General features: G+C 72.4%; 21 protein-coding genes. 9 read left to right on the forward strand and 12 right to left on the reverse strand.

What is annotated here, in order from left to right; all coding sequences use genetic code 11:
* Positions 1 to 19: 19 nt before the first annotated feature.
* Positions 20 to 868 (reverse strand): AraC family transcriptional regulator, encoded by an 849-nt coding sequence (locus ACIGXP_RS30855; RefSeq protein ID WP_399773870.1) that lies wholly within the window; start codon positions 866 to 868, stop codon positions 20 to 22.
* Positions 869 to 953: 85 nt separating this feature from the next.
* Positions 954 to 1,571 (reverse strand): TetR/AcrR family transcriptional regulator, encoded by a 618-nt coding sequence (locus ACIGXP_RS30860; RefSeq protein ID WP_363215424.1) that lies wholly within the window; start codon positions 1,569 to 1,571, stop codon positions 954 to 956.
* A 57-nt stretch (positions 1,572 to 1,628) separates the two neighbouring features.
* Here ACIGXP_RS30860 and ACIGXP_RS30865 point away from each other — a divergent pair, with 57 nt between their 5' ends.
* From ACIGXP_RS30865 to eda, 5 genes are all read left to right on the forward strand, one after another.
* Positions 1,629 to 3,167 carry an FAD-dependent oxidoreductase gene (locus tag ACIGXP_RS30865; protein ID WP_399773914.1) on the forward strand — a complete coding sequence of 513 codons (1,539 nt, stop codon included), beginning with the start codon at positions 1,629 to 1,631 and terminating at the stop codon, positions 3,165 to 3,167.
* A gap of 33 nt (positions 3,168 to 3,200) precedes the next feature.
* Positions 3,201 to 3,947 carry a MerR family transcriptional regulator gene (locus ACIGXP_RS30870; protein ID WP_399773873.1) on the forward strand — a complete coding sequence of 249 codons (747 nt, stop codon included), beginning with the start codon at positions 3,201 to 3,203 and terminating at the stop codon, positions 3,945 to 3,947.
* A gap of 2 nt (positions 3,948 to 3,949) precedes the next feature.
* Positions 3,950 to 4,519: a hypothetical protein gene (locus tag ACIGXP_RS30875; RefSeq protein WP_399773876.1), complete on the forward strand. Its 570-nt coding sequence runs from the start codon at positions 3,950 to 3,952 to the stop codon at positions 4,517 to 4,519.
* A gap of 86 nt (positions 4,520 to 4,605) precedes the next feature.
* Positions 4,606 to 5,388 carry a peroxide stress protein YaaA gene (gene yaaA / locus ACIGXP_RS30880; protein WP_399773916.1) on the forward strand — a complete coding sequence of 261 codons (783 nt, stop codon included), beginning with the start codon at positions 4,606 to 4,608 and terminating at the stop codon, positions 5,386 to 5,388.
* A gap of 82 nt (positions 5,389 to 5,470) precedes the next feature.
* Positions 5,471 to 6,142: a bifunctional 4-hydroxy-2-oxoglutarate aldolase/2-dehydro-3-deoxy-phosphogluconate aldolase gene (eda, locus tag ACIGXP_RS30885; protein ID WP_399773879.1), complete on the forward strand. Its 672-nt coding sequence runs from the start codon at positions 5,471 to 5,473 to the stop codon at positions 6,140 to 6,142.
* Here the strand turns inward: eda and ACIGXP_RS30890 are convergent.
* The 3 genes from ACIGXP_RS30890 to ACIGXP_RS30900 are packed head-to-tail and all read right to left on the reverse strand — an operon-like array spanning position 6,114 to position 8,960.
* A complete protein-coding gene (locus ACIGXP_RS30890; RefSeq protein WP_399773883.1) occupies positions 6,114 to 7,340 on the reverse strand; it encodes a bifunctional RNase H/acid phosphatase in 1,227 nt (408 codons plus the stop codon). The two genes, eda and ACIGXP_RS30890, sit on opposite strands and share 29 nt — an antisense overlap.
* 23 nt (positions 7,341 to 7,363) lie before the next feature.
* On the reverse strand, positions 7,364 to 8,107 hold the full coding sequence (locus tag ACIGXP_RS30895) for a C4-type zinc ribbon domain-containing protein (RefSeq protein ID WP_363215449.1): 744 nt from the start codon (positions 8,105 to 8,107) through the stop codon (positions 7,364 to 7,366).
* Between the two features lie 13 nt (positions 8,108 to 8,120).
* Positions 8,121 to 8,960, reverse strand: coding sequence for a Nif3-like dinuclear metal center hexameric protein (locus ACIGXP_RS30900; protein ID WP_363215430.1), 840 nt, complete (start codon positions 8,958 to 8,960; stop codon positions 8,121 to 8,123).
* A 188-nt stretch (positions 8,961 to 9,148) separates the two neighbouring features.
* Between ACIGXP_RS30900 and ACIGXP_RS30905 the strand changes: the two genes are divergently transcribed.
* Both ACIGXP_RS30905 and ACIGXP_RS30910 read left to right on the forward strand, forming a co-directional pair.
* On the forward strand, positions 9,149 to 10,411 hold the full coding sequence (locus ACIGXP_RS30905) for a hypothetical protein (protein ID WP_399773887.1): 1,263 nt from the start codon (positions 9,149 to 9,151) through the stop codon (positions 10,409 to 10,411).
* Between the two features lie 95 nt (positions 10,412 to 10,506).
* Positions 10,507 to 10,665 carry a hypothetical protein gene (locus ACIGXP_RS30910; protein ID WP_363215432.1) on the forward strand — a complete coding sequence of 53 codons (159 nt, stop codon included), beginning with the start codon at positions 10,507 to 10,509 and terminating at the stop codon, positions 10,663 to 10,665.
* 68 nt (positions 10,666 to 10,733) lie between these two features.
* Here ACIGXP_RS30910 and ACIGXP_RS30915 read toward each other — a convergent pair whose 3' ends face one another.
* Genes ACIGXP_RS30915 through ACIGXP_RS30925 form a run of 3 tightly spaced genes read right to left on the reverse strand, consistent with a single transcriptional unit; the run spans position 10,734 to position 13,646 of the window.
* On the reverse strand, positions 10,734 to 11,672 hold the full coding sequence (locus ACIGXP_RS30915; RefSeq protein WP_363215433.1) for a 3-oxoacyl-ACP reductase: 939 nt from the start codon (positions 11,670 to 11,672) through the stop codon (positions 10,734 to 10,736).
* 14 nt (positions 11,673 to 11,686) lie between these two features.
* A complete protein-coding gene (locus ACIGXP_RS30920; RefSeq protein WP_399773891.1) occupies positions 11,687 to 12,763 on the reverse strand; it encodes a Zn-dependent alcohol dehydrogenase in 1,077 nt (358 codons plus the stop codon).
* A gap of 25 nt (positions 12,764 to 12,788) precedes the next feature.
* Complete coding sequence (locus ACIGXP_RS30925; protein ID WP_399773895.1) at positions 12,789 to 13,646, reverse strand: MaoC/PaaZ C-terminal domain-containing protein; 858 nt, start codon at positions 13,644 to 13,646, stop codon at positions 12,789 to 12,791.
* A gap of 411 nt (positions 13,647 to 14,057) precedes the next feature.
* Here ACIGXP_RS30925 and ACIGXP_RS30930 point away from each other — a divergent pair, with 411 nt between their 5' ends.
* Entirely contained in the window at positions 14,058 to 15,332 is a 1,275-nt protein-coding gene (locus tag ACIGXP_RS30930) for a sensor histidine kinase (RefSeq protein ID WP_399773897.1), read from the forward strand.
* Here the strand turns inward: ACIGXP_RS30930 and ACIGXP_RS30935 are convergent.
* A complete protein-coding gene (locus tag ACIGXP_RS30935) occupies positions 15,310 to 16,872 on the reverse strand; it encodes an alpha-L-arabinofuranosidase B (protein ID WP_399773900.1) in 1,563 nt (520 codons plus the stop codon). The two genes, ACIGXP_RS30930 and ACIGXP_RS30935, sit on opposite strands and share 23 nt — an antisense overlap.
* Positions 16,873 to 17,150: 278 nt before the next feature.
* On the opposite strand from ACIGXP_RS30935, the gene ACIGXP_RS30940 reads away from it, so the two are divergent.
* Positions 17,151 to 17,792 (forward strand): response regulator transcription factor, encoded by a 642-nt coding sequence (locus ACIGXP_RS30940; protein WP_363215438.1) that lies wholly within the window; start codon positions 17,151 to 17,153, stop codon positions 17,790 to 17,792.
* Positions 17,793 to 17,817: 25 nt separating this feature from the next.
* Here the strand turns inward: ACIGXP_RS30940 and ACIGXP_RS30945 are convergent, their stop codons facing one another.
* The 3 genes from ACIGXP_RS30945 to ACIGXP_RS30955 are packed head-to-tail and all read right to left on the reverse strand — an operon-like array spanning position 17,818 to position 20,683.
* Positions 17,818 to 18,648 carry a hypothetical protein gene (locus ACIGXP_RS30945; RefSeq protein WP_399773902.1) on the reverse strand — a complete coding sequence of 277 codons (831 nt, stop codon included), beginning with the start codon at positions 18,646 to 18,648 and terminating at the stop codon, positions 17,818 to 17,820.
* The gene (locus tag ACIGXP_RS30950) at positions 18,649 to 19,188 is read right to left on the reverse strand and encodes a SigE family RNA polymerase sigma factor (RefSeq protein ID WP_363215440.1); all 540 of its coding nucleotides are present in this window, start codon (positions 19,186 to 19,188) and stop codon (positions 18,649 to 18,651) included. It abuts the gene before it with no gap.
* Positions 19,189 to 19,240: 52 nt separating this feature from the next.
* Positions 19,241 to 20,683 carry an MFS transporter gene (locus ACIGXP_RS30955; protein ID WP_399773906.1) on the reverse strand — a complete coding sequence of 481 codons (1,443 nt, stop codon included), beginning with the start codon at positions 20,681 to 20,683 and terminating at the stop codon, positions 19,241 to 19,243.
* Positions 20,684 to 20,851 lie beyond the last annotated feature (168 nt).

Consider the following 20,851-nt stretch of genomic DNA (forward strand, 5'->3'; position numbering starts at 1 on the left):
GTGAGTTTCGGCCGTGTCCTCACGGCGTGTCTTGAACGTTGTTGCGATGCGCCCCCGAGGTGACGCTGCTGCGGTACGCCGCCGGCGTCACCCCGAGCACCCGGCGGAACCAGCGGGTCATGTGCGCCTGGTCCGCGAACCCCACCAGGCCCGCCACCTCCGCCGGGCGCAGGCCGGCCTCCAGCAGGCCCCGCGCCCTGCTCACCCGGTACTGGGCGAGCCAGGCGTACGGGGGTACGCCCATCGTCGTACGGAAGGCCCGCAGCAGTTGGTAGCGGGACAGGCCCAGGTCGGCGGCGAGGCAGGACAGCGGCGGGGGTGCCGTGAGTTCGTCGGCGAGGCGGTCGCGGACCGTCAGGGCGATCGTTTGCGCGCCGGGGACCAGGTCGCGTCCCGGTCTGGCGGTGGAGTGGCGGCGGGACAGCGCGGTCAGCAGCCAGGGCAGGACGGACTCGGCCTCCAGGGGGTCGGGGCAGGAGCTGAGCTCGGTGTGGGCGCGGCGGAGCGCGGCGGCGAGTCCGGGGTCGTCGAGGAGCGGTTCCCGGAAGTAGGGCAGGCCGCCGAGGATGCCGTCGGTCAGCAGTGCCGGCTCGGCGTACAGGGCGCGGTAGGCGTAGCCGTCGGTGGTGTTGGCGGGGCCGCCGGTGTGCATCTCGCCGGGGTCGAGGACGACGATGGTGCCCGGTCCGGTGCGGATGTGGCCGCCCCGGTAGTCGATCACCTCGCAGCCGCCGACGCAGACGCCGATCGTGTACTCCTCGTGGGCGTGCGGGGCATAGGTGTGCCGGCGGAAGTTCGCCGTCAGGAGGTCGAGCGGCGGCCCGCCGTGGCCGAGCCGGGCCCGTGTCCACCGCGCCTGTTCCGTCATCGGGCACCCCCTTGCCTGTCATGCGCTCACGGGTGCAACGCCTTCGGACCCCGATTCCATGCCGCGCCCGGACCGGCCTCGGCCGTCAGGGCCCGTCGAGGCCCGTCCGTTCGAGCGCGGTGAAGGCGGCCTCCAGGGCCGTTCGGTGGTCCCGGGCCACGTCCTCCACCGCATCGCCCGCCATCAGCCTGCGTACGGAGGCGGTGAACACCGTCCGGTAGGCCGCCACGACCAGGGCCGCCAGGAGGTCGGGGTCGGGCGCGCCGGCCTCGGTGAGGGCGGCGGCCAGCGCCCGTTCGACTTCCTCGGCCCCCTCCCGGGCGCGGGCACGCAGCGCCGGCGAGTCGACGACGACCCGCCAGAAGGGGGCGAAGGTCTCCCCCACGCCGCCGAGCGGGTGCCGTTCGGCGAGCAGGCGCAGCGCCAGGCCGCGCAGGGCGGTGAGCGGGGACTGGCCGGGTGCGCGGTCGCGGACCGCCCCGGCCAGGAGCTCGGCGGCCTGCGGGATGCGGTCGAGGAACAGGTCCTCCTTGCGCGGGAAGTAGTTGAAGACCGTCATAGCGGAGACGCCCGCCGCGCGCGCCACCTCCGCGACCGTCACCGTGTCGAAGCCGCGCTCGGCGAACAGACCCGTGGCGATGTCCGAGATCCGCTGCCGCGTCTCCCGCTTCTTGCGCTCCCTCAGCGAAAGTTCCTCATCCATGGGAAAACTATATCCGACCAAAATTTTTAGTGACTATAGTGAGTGTGCATGACGACGATGACCGAGTACGACGTGGTGGTGGCGGGCGCGGGGCCCGTCGGGCTCTTCCTCGGCTGTGAGCTGGGGCTCGGCGGTGCGCGGGTGCTGGTCGTGGAGCGGCTGGCCGAGGTGGACGAGACGATCAAGGCGGGCGCGATCAACGTCCCGAGCGCGGTCTCCTTCTACCGGCGCGGGCTGCTGCCCGAGCTGGCGGCGGTGTGGGAGGCGGCACAGGAACGGCTGCGCGCCTTCCGGGAGAGCGGCAGGCTCGAATCCTGGGGCAAGCTCCCGCCCAAGTTCGCCGGGCACTTCGCCGGGATCACCATGGACCCCGATCTGTTCGACGGCTCCGACCCGGCCTGGGCGGACGCCGGCCCCGCCGGGGAGATGGGGCTCGGCGTGCCCCAGGCCGAGGTGGAGCGGATCCTGGCCCGGCGGGCCGCGCGGCTCGGGGTGGAGGTGCGCCGGGGTGTGGAGCTCACCGGCTTCGACGCCGACGCGGACGGGGTCGCCGTACACACCGGCGAGGGGACGGTCCGCGCGGGCTGGCTGGTCGGCTGCGACGGCGGCCGCAGCACCGTCCGCAAGCTCGCCGGCTTCGACTTCCCCGGGACCGAACCGGAGATCACCGGCTATCAGGCGGTCGTGGAGATGTCCGGCGGCGAGCGGCTGCGCACGGGCTGGAACACCACCGACGTGGGAACGTACGTCCACGGGCCGTTCCCCGGGCGGATCCTCAGCGTGGAGTTCGACGGGCCCCCGGCCGACCGCTCGGCGCCCATCACCGCCGAGGAACTGCAGGCCAGTCTGCGCCGGGTCGCGGGCGTTCCCGAGGTCACGATCGACAAGGTGATCACCGCGACCCGGTTCACCGACAACGCCCGCCAGGCCACCGACTACCGCAAGGGCCGGGTGCTGCTCGCGGGCGACGCCGCGCATGTGCACTCGCCGTTCGGCGGGCAGGGACTCAATCTCGGCATCGGGGACGCGATGAACCTCGGGTGGAAGCTGGCCGCCGTGATACGCGGCACGGCACCCGAGTCGCTGCTGGACAGCTACACCGCCGAGCGGCATCCGATCGGCGCCTGGGTGCTCGACTGGACCCGCGCGCAGATCGCCGTGATGCGCCCGGACCGGCACGCCCGCGCCCTGCGCCGGGTGGTCACCGACCTGGCGCTGACCACCACCGGCACGACGTATCTCGTCACGAAGATCTCCGGCATCTGGCAGCGCTACGACCTGCCCGGCGACCACCCGCTGACCGGTGCCAGCGCCCCCGACCTGGTGCTGGCCGACGGCTCCCGGCTCGGCGGCCATCTGCACTCCGGGCGCGCCCTGCTGCTCGACCTCGCCGACGACGCCGGGCTGCGCGCCCGCGCAGAGGGGTACGGCGACCGGCTGGAGGTCCGTACGCTCGCCTGCCCGGACCGGCCCGGCCTCAAGGCGCTGTTCCTGCGGCCGGACGGATTCGTGGCCTGGGCCGCCGAGGACGAGGGCGGCAAGGGTCTGCCGGAGTCCCTGGAACGCTGGCTCGGCAAGCCGCACCTCGCCGCTTGACCCTGTCGCGACGTCAACGTCTGTACTGGTCCCATGCGGATCGGAGAACTCGCCGCCGCCGTCGGCGTCACGACGCGCACCGTGCGGCACTACCACCACCTGGGCCTGCTGCCCGAGCCCGAGCGCAGGTCCAACGGCTATCGGAGCTACACGCTGCGGCACGCCGTCGTCCTCGCCCGGATCCGGCGGCTGACCGAGCTGGGGCTGGGCCTCGCCGAGGTACGGGACGTGCTCGCCGACGACGCCGGGAAGGACCTGGTCGAGGTGCTCACCGAGCTGGACGAGGACCTGGCCCGGCAGGAGACGGAGATACGGGAGCGCCGGCAGCGGCTGCGGGCGCTGCTGGATGCCGGGGAGCTGCCCGCCGAGGGGCCCGTCTCGCCGGAACTGGCCGAACTGTTCGGCTCGTTGGCCGACGGCGGCTCTCCGACGGCCGCCAAGGACCGCGAGGTCCTCGCCCTGATCGACACCGGGGCGGCGCCCGAGGAGCGGGAGCGGCTGCTGTCCGCGCTGCGCGGCGCCCTGGACGACCCGGACACCCTGGCGCGGACCCGCGAGGCGTACGCGCTGCTCGACGCGCTCGCGGAGGCCGGACCGGACGATCCACGGGTGGCGGAGGCCGCGCGGACCCTGGCCGGCTGCATCCCCCCGGGACTGCTGCCGGCCGGTCCGGTCGATTCCGGCCACCCCGTGCTGCGCGCCCTGTACGCCGACTTCGCGCCCGCCCAGGCCGAGGTGATCCGCCGCGCGCTCAATATCCTTGCCACCGAGGGGAGATGAGCATGTTGACGACAGTGGGGCGGCTGGCGCGGCACGAAGCACGGCTCTTCGCCAGCCTGGCGCTGTGGCTGGCCCGGCGCACCCAGGGCACCACCGGCGGGCGGGCGTTCGGATACACGCGCGGGCAGGGTGCCATGATGGCGGGGCTGGTCTTCGTGTGCGTGGTGGAGACGGTCGGTGTGTCCGTGATGCTCCGCGACATGCCCACCGCGCACGACGTCCTGCTGGTGGTGGACGTCTACAGCGTGCTGTTCGTCGTCGGACTGCACGCGGCCTGCGTGGTCCGCCCGCACGTGCTGACCCGGGACGCCCTGCGGGTGCGGTACGGCGCCCATGTGGACCTGCGCATCCCGCTGGAGGCGATCGCCGCCGTACACCGCCGGACGCGGATGACGCACGAGCCGGCGGACGACGTGCTCGACCTCGCGGTCGGCTCCCAGACGTCGGTCGAGCTGGAGCTGGCCGAACCCGTCACCCACCGCTCGTTCCTCGGCCGCCCCCGCCGGGTGAGGGTGGTGCGGCTGCACGCCGACGACCCCGGCGGCCTCGTGCGGGCGCTCACCCCGGCCTGAACTGGATCTTCGCCGTCCCCGGGCCGGTCCGGCCGGCGCTCGTCGACGCCGTACGCTGGCGCGGAGGTCTACGTGAGGAGTACGTGTTGCTGGTCCTGCTGCCGCCCTCGGAAGGCAAGGCGAACGCGGGTGAGGGTGCCCCGCTGGAGCTCCGGTCGCTGTCGCTGCCGGGGCTGACCCCCGCGCGGGAAGCCGTGCTCGGCGAGCTGGTCGAGCTGTGCGCCGCCGACGAGGAGAAGGCGCGCGAGGTGCTCGGGCTGAGCGAGGGGCTGCGCGGCGAGGTCACGAAGAACGCCGGGCTGCGCACGGCCGGCGCCCGCCCCGCCGGGGAGATCTACACCGGTGTGCTGTACGACGCCCTCGGCCTGGCCACGCTGGACGCGGCGGCGCGGCAGCGCGCGGCGGACTCGCTGCTGGTGTTCTCCGGGCTGTGGGGCGCGGTGCGGGTCACGGACCGCATCCCCTCCTACCGCTGCTCGATGGGTGTGAAGCTGCCGGGGCTCGGCGCGCTGGCCGGGCACTGGCGGACGCCGATGGCCGAGGTGCTGCCGGCGGCGGCCGGGGACGGGCTGGTGCTCGACCTGCGCTCCTCGGCCTACGCGGCGGCCTGGAAGCCGAAGGGCGAGGTCGCGGGGCGGACGGCGACCGTACGGGTGCTGCACGCACCCACCCGGAAGGTGGTCAGCCACTTCAACAAGGCGACCAAGGGCCGGATGGTACGGAGCCTCATGACGGCCGGTGCCGCCCCGCAGGACCCCGCCGAGCTGGTCGAGGTGCTGCGGGAGCTCGGGTACGAGGTGGAGGCCGAGGCGCCGGGGAAGGCCGGGAAGCCGTGGTCGCTGGATGTGCTGGTGGAGGAGATCCACTGAGGGGCGCCACTCACCCCCGCACTGCATTGCAACATGTGCAACAGCCTTTGTGCATGTTGCATCCCCTGGGCACGATGAGGGCATGACCTCACCGCCGCCCTCCTCTTCGGCTGCCTCCGTACTGGATCTCGCGCCCGTCGTGCCCGTGGTGGCCCTCTCCGACGCCTCCGACGCCGTACCGCTGGCGCGGGCGCTGGTGGCGGGCGGGCTGCCCGCGATCGAGGTGACGCTCAGGACTCCGGCGGCCCTGGAGGCGATCCGCGCGATCAGCGGTGCGGTGCCCGGGGCCGTCGTGGGAGCGGGGACGGTCATCAGCCCGGAGCAGGTGACCGAGTGCACGGCGGCCGGGGCACGGTTCCTGGTCAGCCCCGGCTGGACGAACGCGCTGCTGACGGCGATGCGGGCGTCCGGGGTGCCGTTCCTGCCCGGCGTTTCGACCACCTCGGAGGTGGTGGCGCTGCTGGAGCGCGGGGTGCGGGAGATGAAGTTCTTCCCGGCGCAGGCCGCGGGCGGCACCGCCTATCTGAGGTCTCTGGCCGGACCGCTGCCGCAGGCCCGCTTCTGCCCGACGGGCGGGATCGGTCCGGCGACCGCGCCGGAGTATCTGTCCCTGCCCAACGTCGGCTGTGTGGGCGGGAGCTGGATGGTCCCGGCGGACGCGGTGGCCGCCGGGGACTGGGCCCGGATCGAGGAGCTGGCGCGGGGCGCGGCGCAGCTCGCGGGGCTCAGGGACGCAGGTGGGACGTGTCGTTGAACAGCCGTACGCTCGCGTTGCCGTCCGCGTAGTACGCCACCGCCGACAGGGATGCGGCGGACAGCTCCATGCGGAACAGCGACTCGGGCGGGGCGCCGAGGGCGAGGCGGACGAGCGTCTTGATCGGGGTGACGTGGCTGACCAGCAGGACCGTGCGGCCCGCGTGGGCCGCGACCAGCTTGTCGCGGGTCGCGGCGATCCGGGTGGCCGTCTCCGCGAAGCTCTCGCCGCCGCCGGTGGGGTGGGCCTCCGGGTCGGCGAGCCAGGCGTTCAGGTCGTCCGGGTAGCGCTCGCGGACCTCGCCGAAGGTCAGGCCCTCCCAGGCGCCGAAGTCCGTTTCCCGCAGGCCGTCTTCGATCGTGACCTCCAGGCCGAGACGGGCGGCGACGGCGGCGGCGGTTTCCCGGGTACGGGTGAGGGGGGAGGCGACGACGGCCTGGACGGTGCCGCGCCTGGCGAGTGCCTCTGCGACACGGTGGGCCTGTTCGCGGCCGGCGGCGGAGAGGGAGGGGTCGGTGCCGCCGCTGCCGGAGAAGCGTTTCTGGGGGGTGAGGGGGGTTTCGCCGTGGCGGAGCAGCACGAAGGTTGCCGGGGCGCCGAGGTCGGGGGCGCTGCTCCAGCCCGGCGACGAGACCGGCTGCTCGCCGGCGGTGGAAGGGAGCTGCTCGCCGGCGGTGGACGGGAGCTGCTCGCCGAGAGGGGCCTCTCCCCGTTCCCGAACGGCCCGGGAGGTACCCCCGGCGCCCGCGGTGCGGTCTGCTTCGGACTCCGAGGGAGCCCACTGTTCGCCCCTCGACCCCGCGTCCATCGCCTCGTTCGCCAAGCGGTCGGCGTGTGAGTTCTGGGCGCGGGGGATCCACTCGTAGGTGACCTGGTCCGGTGGGAAGACCGACCGTGCCTCGGTCGCCAGCGGCTTCATGTCGGGGTGCTTGATCTTCCAGCGGCCCGACATCTGCTCGATGACCAGCTTGGAGTCCATGCGCACATGGACCCGGGCCGACGGGTCGAGGGCGTGGGCGGCGCGCAGGCCGGCCACCAGGCCCCGGTACTCGGCCACGTTGTTCGTGGCGACGCCGAGGTACTGCGCGGCCTCGGTCAGGATCTGACCCGTCACCGCGTCCCGCACGACCGCCCCGTAGCCCGCGGGCCCCGGGTTGCCCCGCGACCCGCCGTCCGCCTCGACGATGAACTCCCGCACCCCGACAGCCCCCTTACCGGCTCCTACAGACCCGACTCGGCCGTACGCACCAGGATGCGACGGCAGTTCTCGCACCGCACCACCGTGTCCGGCGCCGCCGCGCGGATGTCGTTCAGCTCGGTGATCGCCAGCTCCTGGCGGCAGCCCTGGCAGGTGCGGGCGTACAGCTTGGCCGCGCCGATGCCGCCCTGCTGCTCGCGCAGCTTGTCGTAGAGCTTGAGGAGATCGGCCGGGACGGCGGCCGCCACGACCTCGCGCTCCTTGGTCACCGAGGCGGTCTCGCCGTCGATCTCCTCGAAGGCCGCGTCCCGGCGGGCGGTCGCGTCGTCGATCTTCGACTGGACGGAGGCGACGCGCTCGGTCAGCTCGTTCACGCGCTCCTGCGCGGCCTCGCGGCGCTCCATGACCTCCAGGACCACGTCCTCCAGGTCGCCCTGCCGCTTGGCGAGGGAGGCGATCTCGTGCTGGAGGTTGGCCAGGTCCTTCGGCGAGGTGACCGCGCCGGAGTCCAGGCGCTGCTGGTCGCGGGCGGCGCGCTGGCGCACCTGGTCCACGTCCTGCTCGGCCTTGGTCTGCTCGCGGGCGGTGTCGCTCTCCTCGGTCTGCGCGGCGACGAGCAGGTCCCGCAGCTGGGTGAAGTCCTTGTTCAGCGAGTCGAGCTCGGCGTGCTCGGGCAGCGACCTCCGCTTGTGCGCCAGCTGCTGCAGGCGGACGTCGAGGGCCTGGACGTCGAGGAGTCGGATCTGGTCGGCGGGCGCGGCGTTCAGTTGGGGGCTCCCATTAGCTAGTGGTGACGGTGGACGCCGCGTGGGCGGTCCAGGGGTCGGTGACCGTCTTGGAGACATGGACCCGAAGGTCCCAGCCGTGGCGGTCGGAGATCTCGTCGAGCTGGGCTGCGGCCAGCTCGCACCAGGGCCACTCGGTGGCCCAGTGCGCCGCGTCGAGCAGCGCGAGGGGGCTCGTGGCCACCGCCTCGGAGGCGGGGTGGTGGCGCAGGTCGGCGGTGAGGAAGGCGTCGACGCCGGCCGCGCGGACCTGGTCGAAGAGGCTGTCGCCGGAGCCGCCGCTGACGGCGACCGTGCGGACGACGGCGTCGGGGTCGCCGGCCACCCGGATGCCCTGCGCGGTGGCGGGCAGCCGCTCGGCGGCGCGCTCGGCCAGCTCACGGACGGTCAGCGGGTGGTCGAGTTCGCAGACACGGCCGAGGCCCCGGCAGCCCTGCGGGTCGGTGGGGTCCGGCACGAGGGGTCGTACGACCCTCAGGTCGAGCGCGCCGGCGAGGGCGTCCGACACACCCGGGTCGGCGGTGTCGGCGTTGGTGTGGGCGACGTGCAGGGCGATGTCGTTCTTGATGAGGGTGTGCACGACACGGCCCTTGAAGTGGGTCGCGGCGACCGTGGTCGTACCGCGCAGATACAGCGGGTGGTGGGTGACCAGCAGGTCGGCGCCGAGCTTCACCGCCTCGTCGACGATCTCCTGCACGGGGTCGACGGCGAACAGGACCCGGGTGACCTCCTGGTCGGGGTCGCCCACGACCGTGCCGACCGCGTCCCAGGACTCGGCCCGCTCGGCGGGCCACAGGGTATCCAGCGCGGCGATGACTTCAGACAGACGGGGCACGAGGGAAAGGCTACCTGGCTGGTCCCCGGGCCGTACCGCATGCGCCGGGTCTGACCCCGCTCAGCACATAAGCACCGGTTTCCTCAGGTGAATCGCTTCTGCGCCACCCTTATGTGTGAAGCGGATGTCGGCCGGTCCCCCGCCTGTGCGTGCGAAAACTAGCTTCGTTCGCCGGAGGTGACCGAACGATGACGGCCTGTGCGATCGAACCCCCGTCGACCGGTGCGGAGGGCGGCGGGGCGGGGTGCGCCATCACGGCGGACGGCGCGTACGCGGCACGGCTCGCGCGGGACGGCGAGTCGTGGTTCCCGGAGCGCTGGACGCTGGACGGCCCGGAGCCGTACGCGGTGCCGCTGCCCGGCAACCAGCCGGAGGAACCCGGCACCGAGGTCCAGCCCCTGTCCGACGGCCGGGTGCTGATCCACCGGCTGGTCGAGCACCGGCACGCCTTCTCGCTGCTGTACCCGACCGGTCCCGGCACCGGTGAGCTGCCGCTCGGCGCGGTGGAGTGCCCCGAGCCCGGCACCCGGCTCACGCTGCTGCCGCCGGCCCCGGGAGGTGCACGGGCGTACGCCCTCGCCGCCGGCCCGCGCTCCAGCGCGGTGTGGCTGGTGGCGGGCGGCACCTACGGGCCCGAGCGGCTCGCCGAGGTGCCGGGGTGCTGCTCGGGCGGGGTCTGGCTGGACCGCACCGGACGGATGCTGGCGCTGGACCGGCAGCTGGGCGGGCCGGTCAAGACGGTCGTGGTGGACCTGGAGCGCGCCGAGGTGTCACCGCTGCTGCAGATCGCGCCCACGAGCCACGACCGGCTGCTGCTCGCCGACCCCGACAGCGGGCTGCTGCTCATCTCCTCCGACGCCCCCTCGCCGGGGGAGGAACGATTGGGCTGGGGCGTGCTCGGCAGCATGCTGCCGGTCCGCTTCCCGGAGAGCCTGCGCATGCCGGACTGCGTGGTGACGCCGTTCGCGATCCAGCCCGGGCAGGTGCTGATGCCGGAGAACTGCGCGGTGGCGCTGCACGTGGACGGGCCGGTCGGCAGCTGGGTGAGCACCTGGCGGCCGGCCGGACGGCAGGTGAGCCATCTCCCGGCGCCGGCGGGCTGGCTGGCCGGCGCCGGGGTGTGGACACGGGACGGGGTGCTGCGGCTGCCGTACGCCACGCCGGAGACTCCCTGCGGCGTGGCGGAGCTGACGGCGCCCCGGGGGGAGACGGGAGACCCGGCTGCCGCGGAGAGCGGCATCGCCGGGCCTTCGGGGGGTACCGGGGGGCCGGGGGACGCGGGCCCGGAGGGTCCGGTCCGGGACGGCACGGCGGCCGAGGCACCCGGGGCGTCGCGGCCGCCGACGGAACCGGACCCTCCGGGGCCTGCGCACCTTCGGGCTGCGCAGCCGGTGGTGGCACGTCCGGTGCCGTTGCAGCAGGCACCTCTGGGACGTCTTGTAACGAAGTAGTGGCGGTCGGCGTGTGCGCCTGGATTCGGCCGGTGGTGTGTTGGTTACACTCGCCCGGCTGTACGAAAGATCATATGACGGGGTGAATACGTCCGATGAGCGACACCAGCACGACGGAGCAGCTGTCCGCCGACTCGCAGGAGGCTGCCGGCCACGGCCGGCACCGGGGCCCGGTCGCGGCCCAGGAGAGCGAGACGGCTCCGCACGGCCGGCACCGGAGGCCGGCCGAGGACACCGCGGAGGCGGCTGCCTGACGGTTGCAGGGAGAGGGGGTGCCCCGACGGGCACCCCCTCTTCGCGTTCTCAGCCCCGCTTCGTGTGCTCAGCCCCGCTTGAGCCCCAGCACCTCCGCCGCCGCGAAGGTCTCCGCCTCGGGCCGGTCCGCGTAGTGCGGGGTGAGCAGCGCGTCGAGTTCGTCGTACGTGAACGTCTCCTGCTTGCTGTCGAACTTCGCCCGCACCCGGGGCCGTTCGACGATCGCGACCATGCCGCCGTGGACGACGAGCAGCTGGCCGTTGATGCGGGCGGCGGCCGGTGCGGCCAGATAGCCGACGAGCGGGGCGACATGTTCGGGGGCCAGTGGATCCAGGCCCTGGTCCGGCCGCTGGAAGCCGGCGAAGACGTCCTCGGTCATCCGGGTGCGGGCGCGCGGGCAGATGGCGTTGGCCGTGACGCCGTACTTGGCGAGGGCGAGGGCGGTGGAGGTGGTCAGGCCGACGATTCCGCCCTTTGCCGCCGCGTAGTTGGGCTGTCCGGCGGAACCGGCGAGGAACGCCTCCGACGAGGTGTTCACGATCCGCCCGTACACCGGTCCCCCGGCGGCCTTCGACCGCTCCCGCCAGTGGGCGGCGGCGAAGCGGGTGGTGTTGAAGTGCCCCTTGAGGTGGACCCGGATCACCGCGTCCCACTCGTCCTCGGTCATCGAGAACACCATGCGGTCGCGCAGGATGCCCGCGTTGTTGACGAGGATGTCCAGCTTGCCGAATTCTTCGACGGCCGACCGGATCAGTTCGCCGGCCTGCCGGAAGTCCGCGATGTCCCCGGTGTGTGCGCGGGCCCGGCCGCCGCCTGCCCGTATCTCGGCGGCGACCTCCTCGGCGGGACCGGCCGAGGACGCACCGGACCCGTCCCGTCCGGGCTGTCCGTAGTCGTTGACGACGACGGCCGCGCCGAGCCGGGCGAGTTCGAGGGCTTCGGCGCGGCCGAGCCCGCGTCCGGCACCGGTGACGACGGCGGACAGCCCTTCCAGTGGCAGTGCCATGTCCGTCCCCGTCCTCAGATCTCGATGCACGTACGCAGGGCCGTCCCGGTCCGCATCTGGTCCAGCGCCTCGTTGATCCCCGTAAGCGGCACCCGGTGGGTGATCAGCCCGGCGAGATCGACGCGGCCCGCCCGCCACAGGGCGATGGTCCGCTCGTAGGAGCGCAGCACGTCCCCGCCGCCGTACATGGACGGCAGGATCCGCTTCTCGTCGAAGAACAGCTCGAACATGTTCAGCTGCAGGAAGTCGTCCATGGCGCCGGCGCCGACCACGACCAGGGTGCCGCCGCGCCGGGTGTTCTCGTACGCCGTCCGCGCGGTGGCGGACCTGCCGACGACCTCGAAGACGTAGTCGAAGCCCTCGCCGCCGGTGATCTGCTGCTTGGCGTCGGCCAGCTCCTCGGGCGAGACCGCCTTCGTGGCACCGAACCTGAGCGCCGACTCGCGCCGGGAGGCGACCGGGTCGACGGCGACGATCTCGGCGGCTCCCTTCAGCCGGGCCCCCTGTACGGCGGAGATGCCGACACCCCCGCACCCGATGACGGCGACCGACGAACCGGCCTGCACATCGGCGGTGTTGAGGGCGGCGCCGAGTCCGGTGGTCACACCGCAGCCGATCAGCGCGGCGATGTCGAAGGGCACGTCCTCGGGGATCGGCACCGCGCAGCCGGCATCGACCACGACCTCCTCGGCGAAGGTGCCGGTGCCGGCGAAGCCGAAGCAATCGGTGCCCGAGCGCTTGAAGTTCGGGGTGCCCGCGTTCATGAACCCGGCCAGGCACAGCTGGGTCTGCCCGCGCCTGCAGGCCGGACACGCACCGCAGGCGGGCAGCCAGCACAGGACGACCCGGTCGCCCGGCTTCAGACCCCGCACCCCCTCCCCCACCTCCAGGATCTCGCCCGCACCCTCGTGGCCCGGCACGAACGGCGCGGGCTGCGGCAGCACCCCGTTCATCGCGGACAGGTCCGAGTGGCACAGTCCGGTGGCCCGCACCCGGACCCGGACCTTGCCGGGCCCGAAGCCCACCGCCTCGACGTCGTCGAGGACCTCCAGCTTTTCCTGGCCGATCTCGTGCAGTACGGCTGCGCGCATGGTGCGGCTCCCCTCGATACGGGTTTCAGGAGTGCTCTACGACGGTGTCGGCCAGGACCGGTGCGTCGTCTCTTTCGACCGCGCTCACCGTCACCCGCACCCGGTCCGGCTCGCGCCACATGCGGATACGGAGGGTCTCGCCCGGATACACCACCCCGGCGAACCGCGTGCGGTAGCTCCGCACACGGCCGACATCGCCGCCGAGCAGGGTGTCGACGACCGCCTTCAGCGTGATGCCGTAGGTGCACAGGCCGTGCAGGATGGGCCGCTCGAACCCGGCGAGCTTGGCGAACTCGGGGTCGGCGTGCAGCGGGTTCCAGTCGCCGGAGAGGCGGTAGAGCAGTGCCTGGTCCTCGCGGACGGTCCGCTCGACGGTGCGGTCGGGATCTCCCGTCGGCGGATCCGGGCGGGTGCCGGGGCCGCGGTCGCCGCCCCAGCCGCCTTCCCCGCGTACGAAGATCTGCGCGTCGTTGGTCCACAACGGGCCCTGTGCGTCGGCGACTTCGGTGCGCATGACGAGGACGGCGGCCTTGCCCTTGTCGTACACCGCGGCGATCCGGGAGGTGGCGGTGGCGGTGCCCGCGGCCGGGATCGGGCGGTGGATCTCCAGGCTCTGGCCACCGTGCAGGACCTTGGCCAGATCGACGTCGACGCCCGGCACGGACAGACCGCTGATCACGCCGGGGGAACCCGCGCCCGCGACGGTGGCGAAGCTCGGCAGGACGTGCAGCCGGGACTCCAGGGTGTAGCGCAGCTCGTCGGGATCGGTGGCGGGGATGCCGGCGCCGATGCCGAGGTGGTAGAGCTGGACGTCCCTGGTGGTCCAGGTGATCGGGCCGGAGCGGGGCTCGGCGGCGAGGGCCTTGGCTGCGTCGATGGGCATGGGGCTCCTGAGAGGTCTCAAGACCTCGGCACGGCCGTCCGCACCGTCGGCCGCACCGAGGTCGCCACGGGCCGACCTAGAACGCGTTCCAGTCCGGCGCCCTCTGTATAGCCGAGCCCTCCACAGTTGTGAAGGCTCCTGACGTCGTATCAGCTACCGGCCGGCAGTGACATTTGTACTGCCGGAGTCGGTACAGCCGCATCTGCCGGAGGCGGGGCCGGGCTCCTAACGTCGTAGGCATGACACAACGGGGATACGCCGTCTCCTTCGCGGGGGCGGTCACGTCGTACGGCGCGCCCCGGGGTGCAGGTGCCATCATCGTGCTGACGGCTTGGCTGATTCTGTTCGGTTCGTACGCCGTGCTGTCGTACCGCCCTCGGGCGGGACCATTTGACCGGGGGAAACACAGACATGAACTGGGTGTCGGGAGTTCGCTGCCAGATACAGGCCCTCCAGGCCGAACGGCGCCAGTGGCGGGCCGAGCACGAGCGCTTCAAGGCGGCGCAACGGGCCGCCCGGAAGGCGGGCAGGAAGCCGCACGTCGACCATCCCGGCCCGCCGCCCACCGGCTTCACCCTGCTGCCCTGGCTGCTGATGGGAATGGGGTCCTTCTCCAATCTCCTCCAGGGCAGGACCCCGAACCCGTTCATCGGTTCCCTGGGCCTGCTCATCTTCAACTCCCTCTACATCTACGTCACCTTCCGCTCCTTCGACCGCGCGAAGCGGGAGGCCGCCTCCACCCGGGTGGCACTGCTCCTCATGGGCCTGGTGACCACCGGTCTGGCGCTCGGCTACGGCGGCAACTGGCTGATGTTCTTCCCGTTGCTCGGCCTCGCCGTGGGCGCGGCGCTGCGCGGGCCGTGGCTGGGCCGCACCGGGCTGCTGCTGACGGCGTACGCGACCTGTGTCTCGGCCGTCCGGGGCGGCTGGGGGGACGCGACGAACATCGGCTACGCGACCTTTCTCTCCAGCATGGTGACCGCCGCGATCCTCGGTCTGTCCGAGGCCGTACGGGAACTGCGCGCCGCCCGTGAGGAGCTGGCCCGGCGCGCGGTGGAGAAGGAGCGGCTGCGCTTCTCGCGGGATCTGCACGACCTGCTCGGGCACACACTGTCGGTGATCGTGGTGAAGTCGGAGGCGGCCCGGCGGCTGGCTCCGCGCGACATGGACGCGGCGCTGGGCCAGATCACGGACATCGAGTCGGTGGGCCGGCAGGCGCTCACCGAGATCCGCGAGGCGGTGACCGGCTACCGCGAGGGCAGCCTCGCCACCGAGCTGACCCGGGCGCGTTCGGCGCTGTCCGCGGCGAGCGTGGAGCCCGTGGTGCGCCAGTCCGGGGTGCCGCTCGAACCGCAGACGGAGGCGCTGCTGAGCTGGGTGGTGCGTGAGGCGGTCACCAATGTGGTCCGGCACAGCGACGCGGGCCGCTGTGAGATCACCGTCGAGAGCGGCACCGAGCAGGCCCGGCTCACCGTGACCGACAACGGCAGCGGCAGGCCCGTGCGCCGGCCCGAGCAGGGCATCGGCGGCACGGGGCTGAAGGGGCTGACCGAGCGCCTCGCGGCGGCGGGCGGCTCGCTCACGGCCGGCCCGTCGCCGCGCGGCGGTTTCACGGTGACCGCCGAACTGCCGGCGGCAGCGGCGGAGTTCGCGGACGCCGCGGCTACGGCGCCCAGGGCGAGCTGACCGCCCAGCTGACGTCGTCGGTCCAGGACGTGCTGCTGTCGAAGGCGTTGGAGCCGCCGTCGCTCGCTGTGTAGAGGTTGTAGGCGTAGTGGCGCAGGTATCTGGTCGGATAGTTGTAGGAGGCGAACGAGGTGCCGGTGCCGCTCTTGCCGGTCTGCGGGCAGAAGGTGGCGTCGGCCCGGAACTGGGCGGTGCCGTCCATGGGCTGCCGGTAGAGCCTGTAGTTGTAGTGGCGCAGGTAGTCGCCGGGGTAGTTGCGTGACTCGAAGGAGACACAGGAGCTGCGCGCGAGGCCGCGGCGGACGATCCAGGTGGCGTCGCCCTTGTCCGTGCCGGAGCTGCTCGCGGTGACGGAGGAGATGACACCGGCGTCGTTGTGGTGGCGGACGTAGTCGGCGGTGCAGCAGGCGGTGGTGGCGCGCAGCGAGATCTCCGAACCGGGGGTCAGGGTGCCGGTGCTGCCGGTCGCGCCGCCGTAGCCGGCGGAGACGATATCGGCCTGGACGGCGTTGTCGGCGGCGTCGGTCGGGATGCCGGAGGTCATCACGCCCTCGAAGAAGGAGCCTATGGAGCCGTTGCTGTTGTCACCGCCGGTGCCGAGGACGATCGCGCCCTCCTGGTGCATCGGCGAGTATCCGCTCCTGGTCGGCTCACCCCCGGAATAGGTGGTCGTGAGCCCGCCCGACTGGGCATTTCCGTATTTCAGCGCGAAATGGTTCTGCCCGTTGTTCTTGAGCAGCGCGGTCACGAAAGGCAGTGGTCCGGTGCCGGTGTCGGAGGTGTTCCTGCTGTATCCGGCATCGGACTGGAACAGCCCGTTCTCCAGGTCGGCCTGCACCCACGGGCCCTGTCCGTAGCAGGGCGAGAACCAGCACTCGGTGCCGAAGTTGATGGCGTCCATGTGGCCGTTGCCGGTGTCCTTGTTGTTGGTCTCGGCGTTGCCGTAGTCGAAGCAGCAGCGGTTGTTGACGTGCGTGCCGGACGTCACCATGTACATCCCCTCGGCCTGCCCGTTCACGGCCACACCCGAGGTGGAGTTGTCCCGGTAGCCCATGCCGGCGGAGATCTCCAGGCCGTAGACCTGGTGGCCGCCGACGGTCACCGGGAGCGCGTCGGCGGGCGCCCCGACATCGGCGGCGCCGGCGCCGCCCGCACCCTCGACGGTGAGGTCGTTGTGGCGGGAGGACTGGTCGTAGATCTCGGTGATGATGCAGGTGGTGCCGGAACAGAAGGAGTCCTGGGCGACCGCATCGGCGTAGCCGCCGGCGGACAGCACCCCGATGTCGGTCCTGGCCCCGTCCGAGGCGCGCTGCACCTGGTAGAGCCGTCCGCCGTACGACCCGTACAGCGCCCGGACCAGGCTGTGCGCGGCGACGCAGGGGGTGCCCGCGGCGGCGTAGATGTCGCAGGGCAGCGAACCGGCCGCGGCGGCCTGGGGCGCACCGGTGCCGAGGAGCAGTGCGGCGAGGGTCGCGCAGACCGCGAGGACGGACAGGGCGGCACTTCTCAGCCGCCGGGGGCCGGTGTGGGGGGATCTCATGGGCACGGTGCACCTCGGATTCTTGGCCGATATTTCGGACAACGTTCGGCCGAAATACCGAACCTATTCAGCGGTGGAAATTGCGCGGATTCCTGGAAATGCACCGGCGATTGTTTGATCGCCCCCGGAGACCGTCAACCCCCGCCGCAGCGGACCATGCCAAGTCTTTAATCGACGGCGGCTGCCCGACCCGTGGGCCACCGCTGGACGGAACCCCGTCCCGCCACTTCTGCGGCGGGCGCGGCGCCGGACCGCCGTTCACGGCCTAATCTGACCTGATGAACGAGATGCCCCGGGAGCACCGGACCGGCAAGTCCATTCGGGTGCTGCTCGCCGAGGATCAGGGCATGATGCGGGGTGCGCTCGCTCTGCTGCTCGGTATGGAGGAGGACATCGAGGTGGTGTCCCAGCTGGGCTCGGGCGACGGCATCGTCGACGCCGTGCTCGTCCACCGGCCGGACGTGGCCCTGCTGGACATCGAACTGCCGGGCATCAGCGGGCTGGACGCGGCGGCCGAGCTGCGGGAGCAGGCGCCCGACTGCCGGGTGCTGATCCTGACCACCTTCGGCCGGCCCGGCTATCTGCGCCGGGCCATGGAGGCCGGGGCGGCCGGGTTCCTCGTCAAGGACGGGCCCGTGGAGGAACTGGCCGCGGCGATCCGGCGCGTGCTCACCGGGGAGACCGTCGTCGATCCGGCACTGGCCGCCGCAGCCCTCAGCGCCGGACCCAGTCCGCTGACGGCCCGCGAGTGCGAGGTGCTGAAGGCGTCGGTGGACGGGGCGACGGTCGCCGACATCGCCGGCACGCTGCATCTGTCCGAGTCCACCGTCCGCAACTACCTGTCCTCGGCGATCGGCAAGACGGGCACCCGCAACCGGGCGGAGGCGGTGCGGGAGGCCCGGCAACAGGGCTGGCTGTGACCGGGCCTTCCACCCGCCCCGCCTGTCATCGCGTCACTTTGGCGTCCTTGTACGCGGTGCCCTCCGGTGCGACGCAAGCGAACCACTTCGCCCCGGGATAACCCGCTGCCGACACGATCGCCGGACGGGGCACGTTGTGCTCGTAGACGACCGGGCCGCTCCTCGCCCTGGTGGTCGTGCCGTCCTTCCAGGTGCAGGTGACCTCCCGGGCGGTCTCGGCGACCTGCCCGACCACTAGCTGGTCCCATGTGCCGCTCGTGCTGTCCAGGGGGTTGCTGGCCGACAGCAGGTCGCTGCCCGAGACCCGCTCCGGCTTCGTCCTGGAGTCGAACATGATCGACTGGGGGGCCTGGTCGCCGAACTTCCGGGTCACGAAGAACGAGGTCTTGCCGATCAGGTCGGTGGGCTTGTCGACAGCGGGCGTCATGTTCAGCTCTCCCATGGCGGCGTACTGCCCGTCCGCCTCGGCCTTGTTCTGCGGCGCTCCCCATACCTGGACGTCGACGTACCAGGACGTGCCCTTGTACCGGCCGCGCAACAGCGGGGTCTCCTGCGGCTCGTACACATGCCGTGCCGCGGGCGAGGTCGGTTCGGTCGCCGCGTTTCCCTGCCGGTCCCCGTGGCCGCCGCCCGGCAGGCCGGTCACCGCAAGCGTCGCCCCCGTCGACCCCGCCAGCACCACGGCCGTGGCCGTCGCCACCGCCCAACGGCGGGCTCTACGGCGCCGACCGCCGCGGATGACCGCCTGGACAGGGGCTGTACCGATCTCCACCTCGTCCGCGGCGTCCGCGAGCAGGAGGGCGATGTCCGTCTGCGTCATGTCGGTCATCTGGTGGTTCTCCCGGTCCGCGCTCATCTACTTCAGCCCTCCGTGCGTCACCATCTCGGCCAGTCCCGGTATGGCCCGGAGTTTCGCGATGCCCTTGGCCGCGTTGCTCTTCACCGTGCCGACCGAGCAGCCCATCGCCTCGGCCGCCTGGGTCTCCGTCAGGTCCTCCCAGTAGCGCAGGACCACCGCCTCCCGCTGCCGCACGGGCAGTTGGGCGAGCGCCTTGAGCAGTGTGCCGCGGTCGTCGGCCTGCGCGATCCGGTCCCCCGTGTCGGCCACCTCGTGCACCAGGCCCGAGTCGTCCTTGGGAGCCAGGAACTCCTTGAGCCTTTTTCTGTGTTTGCGCGCATGCAGGTTGATCATCACGCGCCGCACATAGGCCTCCGGATCATCGGCCGTGCCGACCTTGCGCCAGGCCACATAGACCCGCTCCAGCGTGGACTGGACCAGGTCCTCCGCGGCGTGCTGCTCCCCCGTGAGGAGAAATGCCGTACGCATCAGGCGCGGCCAGCGGCCGACCATGAAGCTTTGGAACTCCTCGTTCCGGTCGCTCTTCCCGTCCCCCATGGGCACCTCCCTAGATGTCAGAAGGAGTCCATGGGCGGCCCGGACCGTTGCCTCACCGGGAGGAAGTCGCGGAAATTTTTCGCGGCAGCCACAGCAGCATCAGCACCGCCGCGCCCAGCAGCACCGCCGTACTGGCCCGGAAGGCCAGCGCGTAGCCGTCCGTCAGCGCCTGGGGACCACGGCCGCTGCCCGTGCCCGCCGCGGCGACGGTCGACATCACGGCCAGCCCGAGTGAACCGCCCATCGTCCGTGAGGTGTTGATCAGCCCCGACACCACCCCCGCCTCGCCCGGTGCCGCCCCCGACGTGGCGAGGGAGGCCAGCGGGGTCCCCGCCAGACCCGCGCCGAGCATCATCAGGATGCCCGGGATCATGATCGTGGTGACGTACGCCCCGTGCGCGTTCATCGTCGACTGCCAGCCGAAGCCCGTGGCGGCCACCAGCGTGCCCAGCGCCGCCACGGTCCGCGCGCCCGCCCCCCGCATCAGGCGCGGCGCCAGCTTCGAGCCGACGACCACGGACAGCGAGCTGGGCACGAGGGCGACCCCGGCGGCGAGCGGCGAGTAGCCGAGGACGTTCTGGGCGTAGAGCGTCATGAAGTACCACATGCAGAACATGGCCGAGCCGGAGAAGAACATCGCCGCGTTCGCCGAGGCGACCGAGCGCAGCCGCAGCAGCCCGAGCGGCATCAGCGGGGCCGCCGTACGCGCTTCGACCAGCAGGAACAGGCCGATCAGCAGCAGCCCGGCGAGCAGCGGCAGCAGCGTGGCGGGGGCCGTCCAGCCCTCCGCCTCCGTCTGCGAGATGCCATAGGCGAGGATCGCGAGGCCCCCGGTCACCAGCAGTGCGCCCGGCAGGTCCAGGCGCCGCCCGTCGCCGGCCCGGCTCTCGGTGAGCCGGCGCGCCGAGCCGGCCAGGACCAGCGCACCCACCGGCACGTTGATCAGCAGCACCCAGCGCCAGGAGAGCACGTCCACGAGCACCCCGCCGACCAGTCCGCCCGCGGCCCCGCCCCCGGCGCCGACCGCGGTCCAGGTGGCGATCGCACGGGCCCGCGCCGCGCCCTCCGGCACCGCGGAGGTCAGCAGGGTCAGCGTCGAGGGGGCCAGCACCGCCGCGCCCAGACCCTGCACGGCCCGCGCCAGCAGCAGCTGCCAGCCCTCCTGGGCGAGGCCGCCACCCAGCGAGGCCAGCGTGAACAGGCCGAGGCCGACGAGGAACATGCGCTTGCGCCCGTACAGGTCGCCGGCCCGGCCGCCGAGCAGCATGAACCCGGCGAAGGCGATGGCGTACGCGTTCACCACCCACTGCAGGCCCGACGGGGTCAGGCCGAGACCGCTGCGCATGGACGGCAGGGCGACGTTCACCACCGACACGTCCAGGACGACCAGGAACTGTCCGGCACAGGCGAGTGCCACCACCAGCCAGGTGGGCGCGGTCGTACGGCGGCGGGATATGAGGGCTGTGGTGTCGGGGGCTTCCAGCATGGGTGTCATGCTCTCAACCCGGTTACGGTCCTTGCATCGGCATTTCGGACCACCGGCACGACGCGGGTAGTAGGTCGTACGGCCTAGGTGTATTGATCACGAGCGTTGTTAACGCTGGCCGGTCTTGATCGTGGCGAAGGCCCCCGTGTGTGGTGGAGGTGTCGAATCTTCACCGCA

It is taken from the genome of Streptomyces sp. NPDC053069 (assembly GCF_044546895.1).
Lineage (GTDB): Bacteria > Actinomycetota > Actinomycetes > Streptomycetales > Streptomycetaceae > Streptomyces.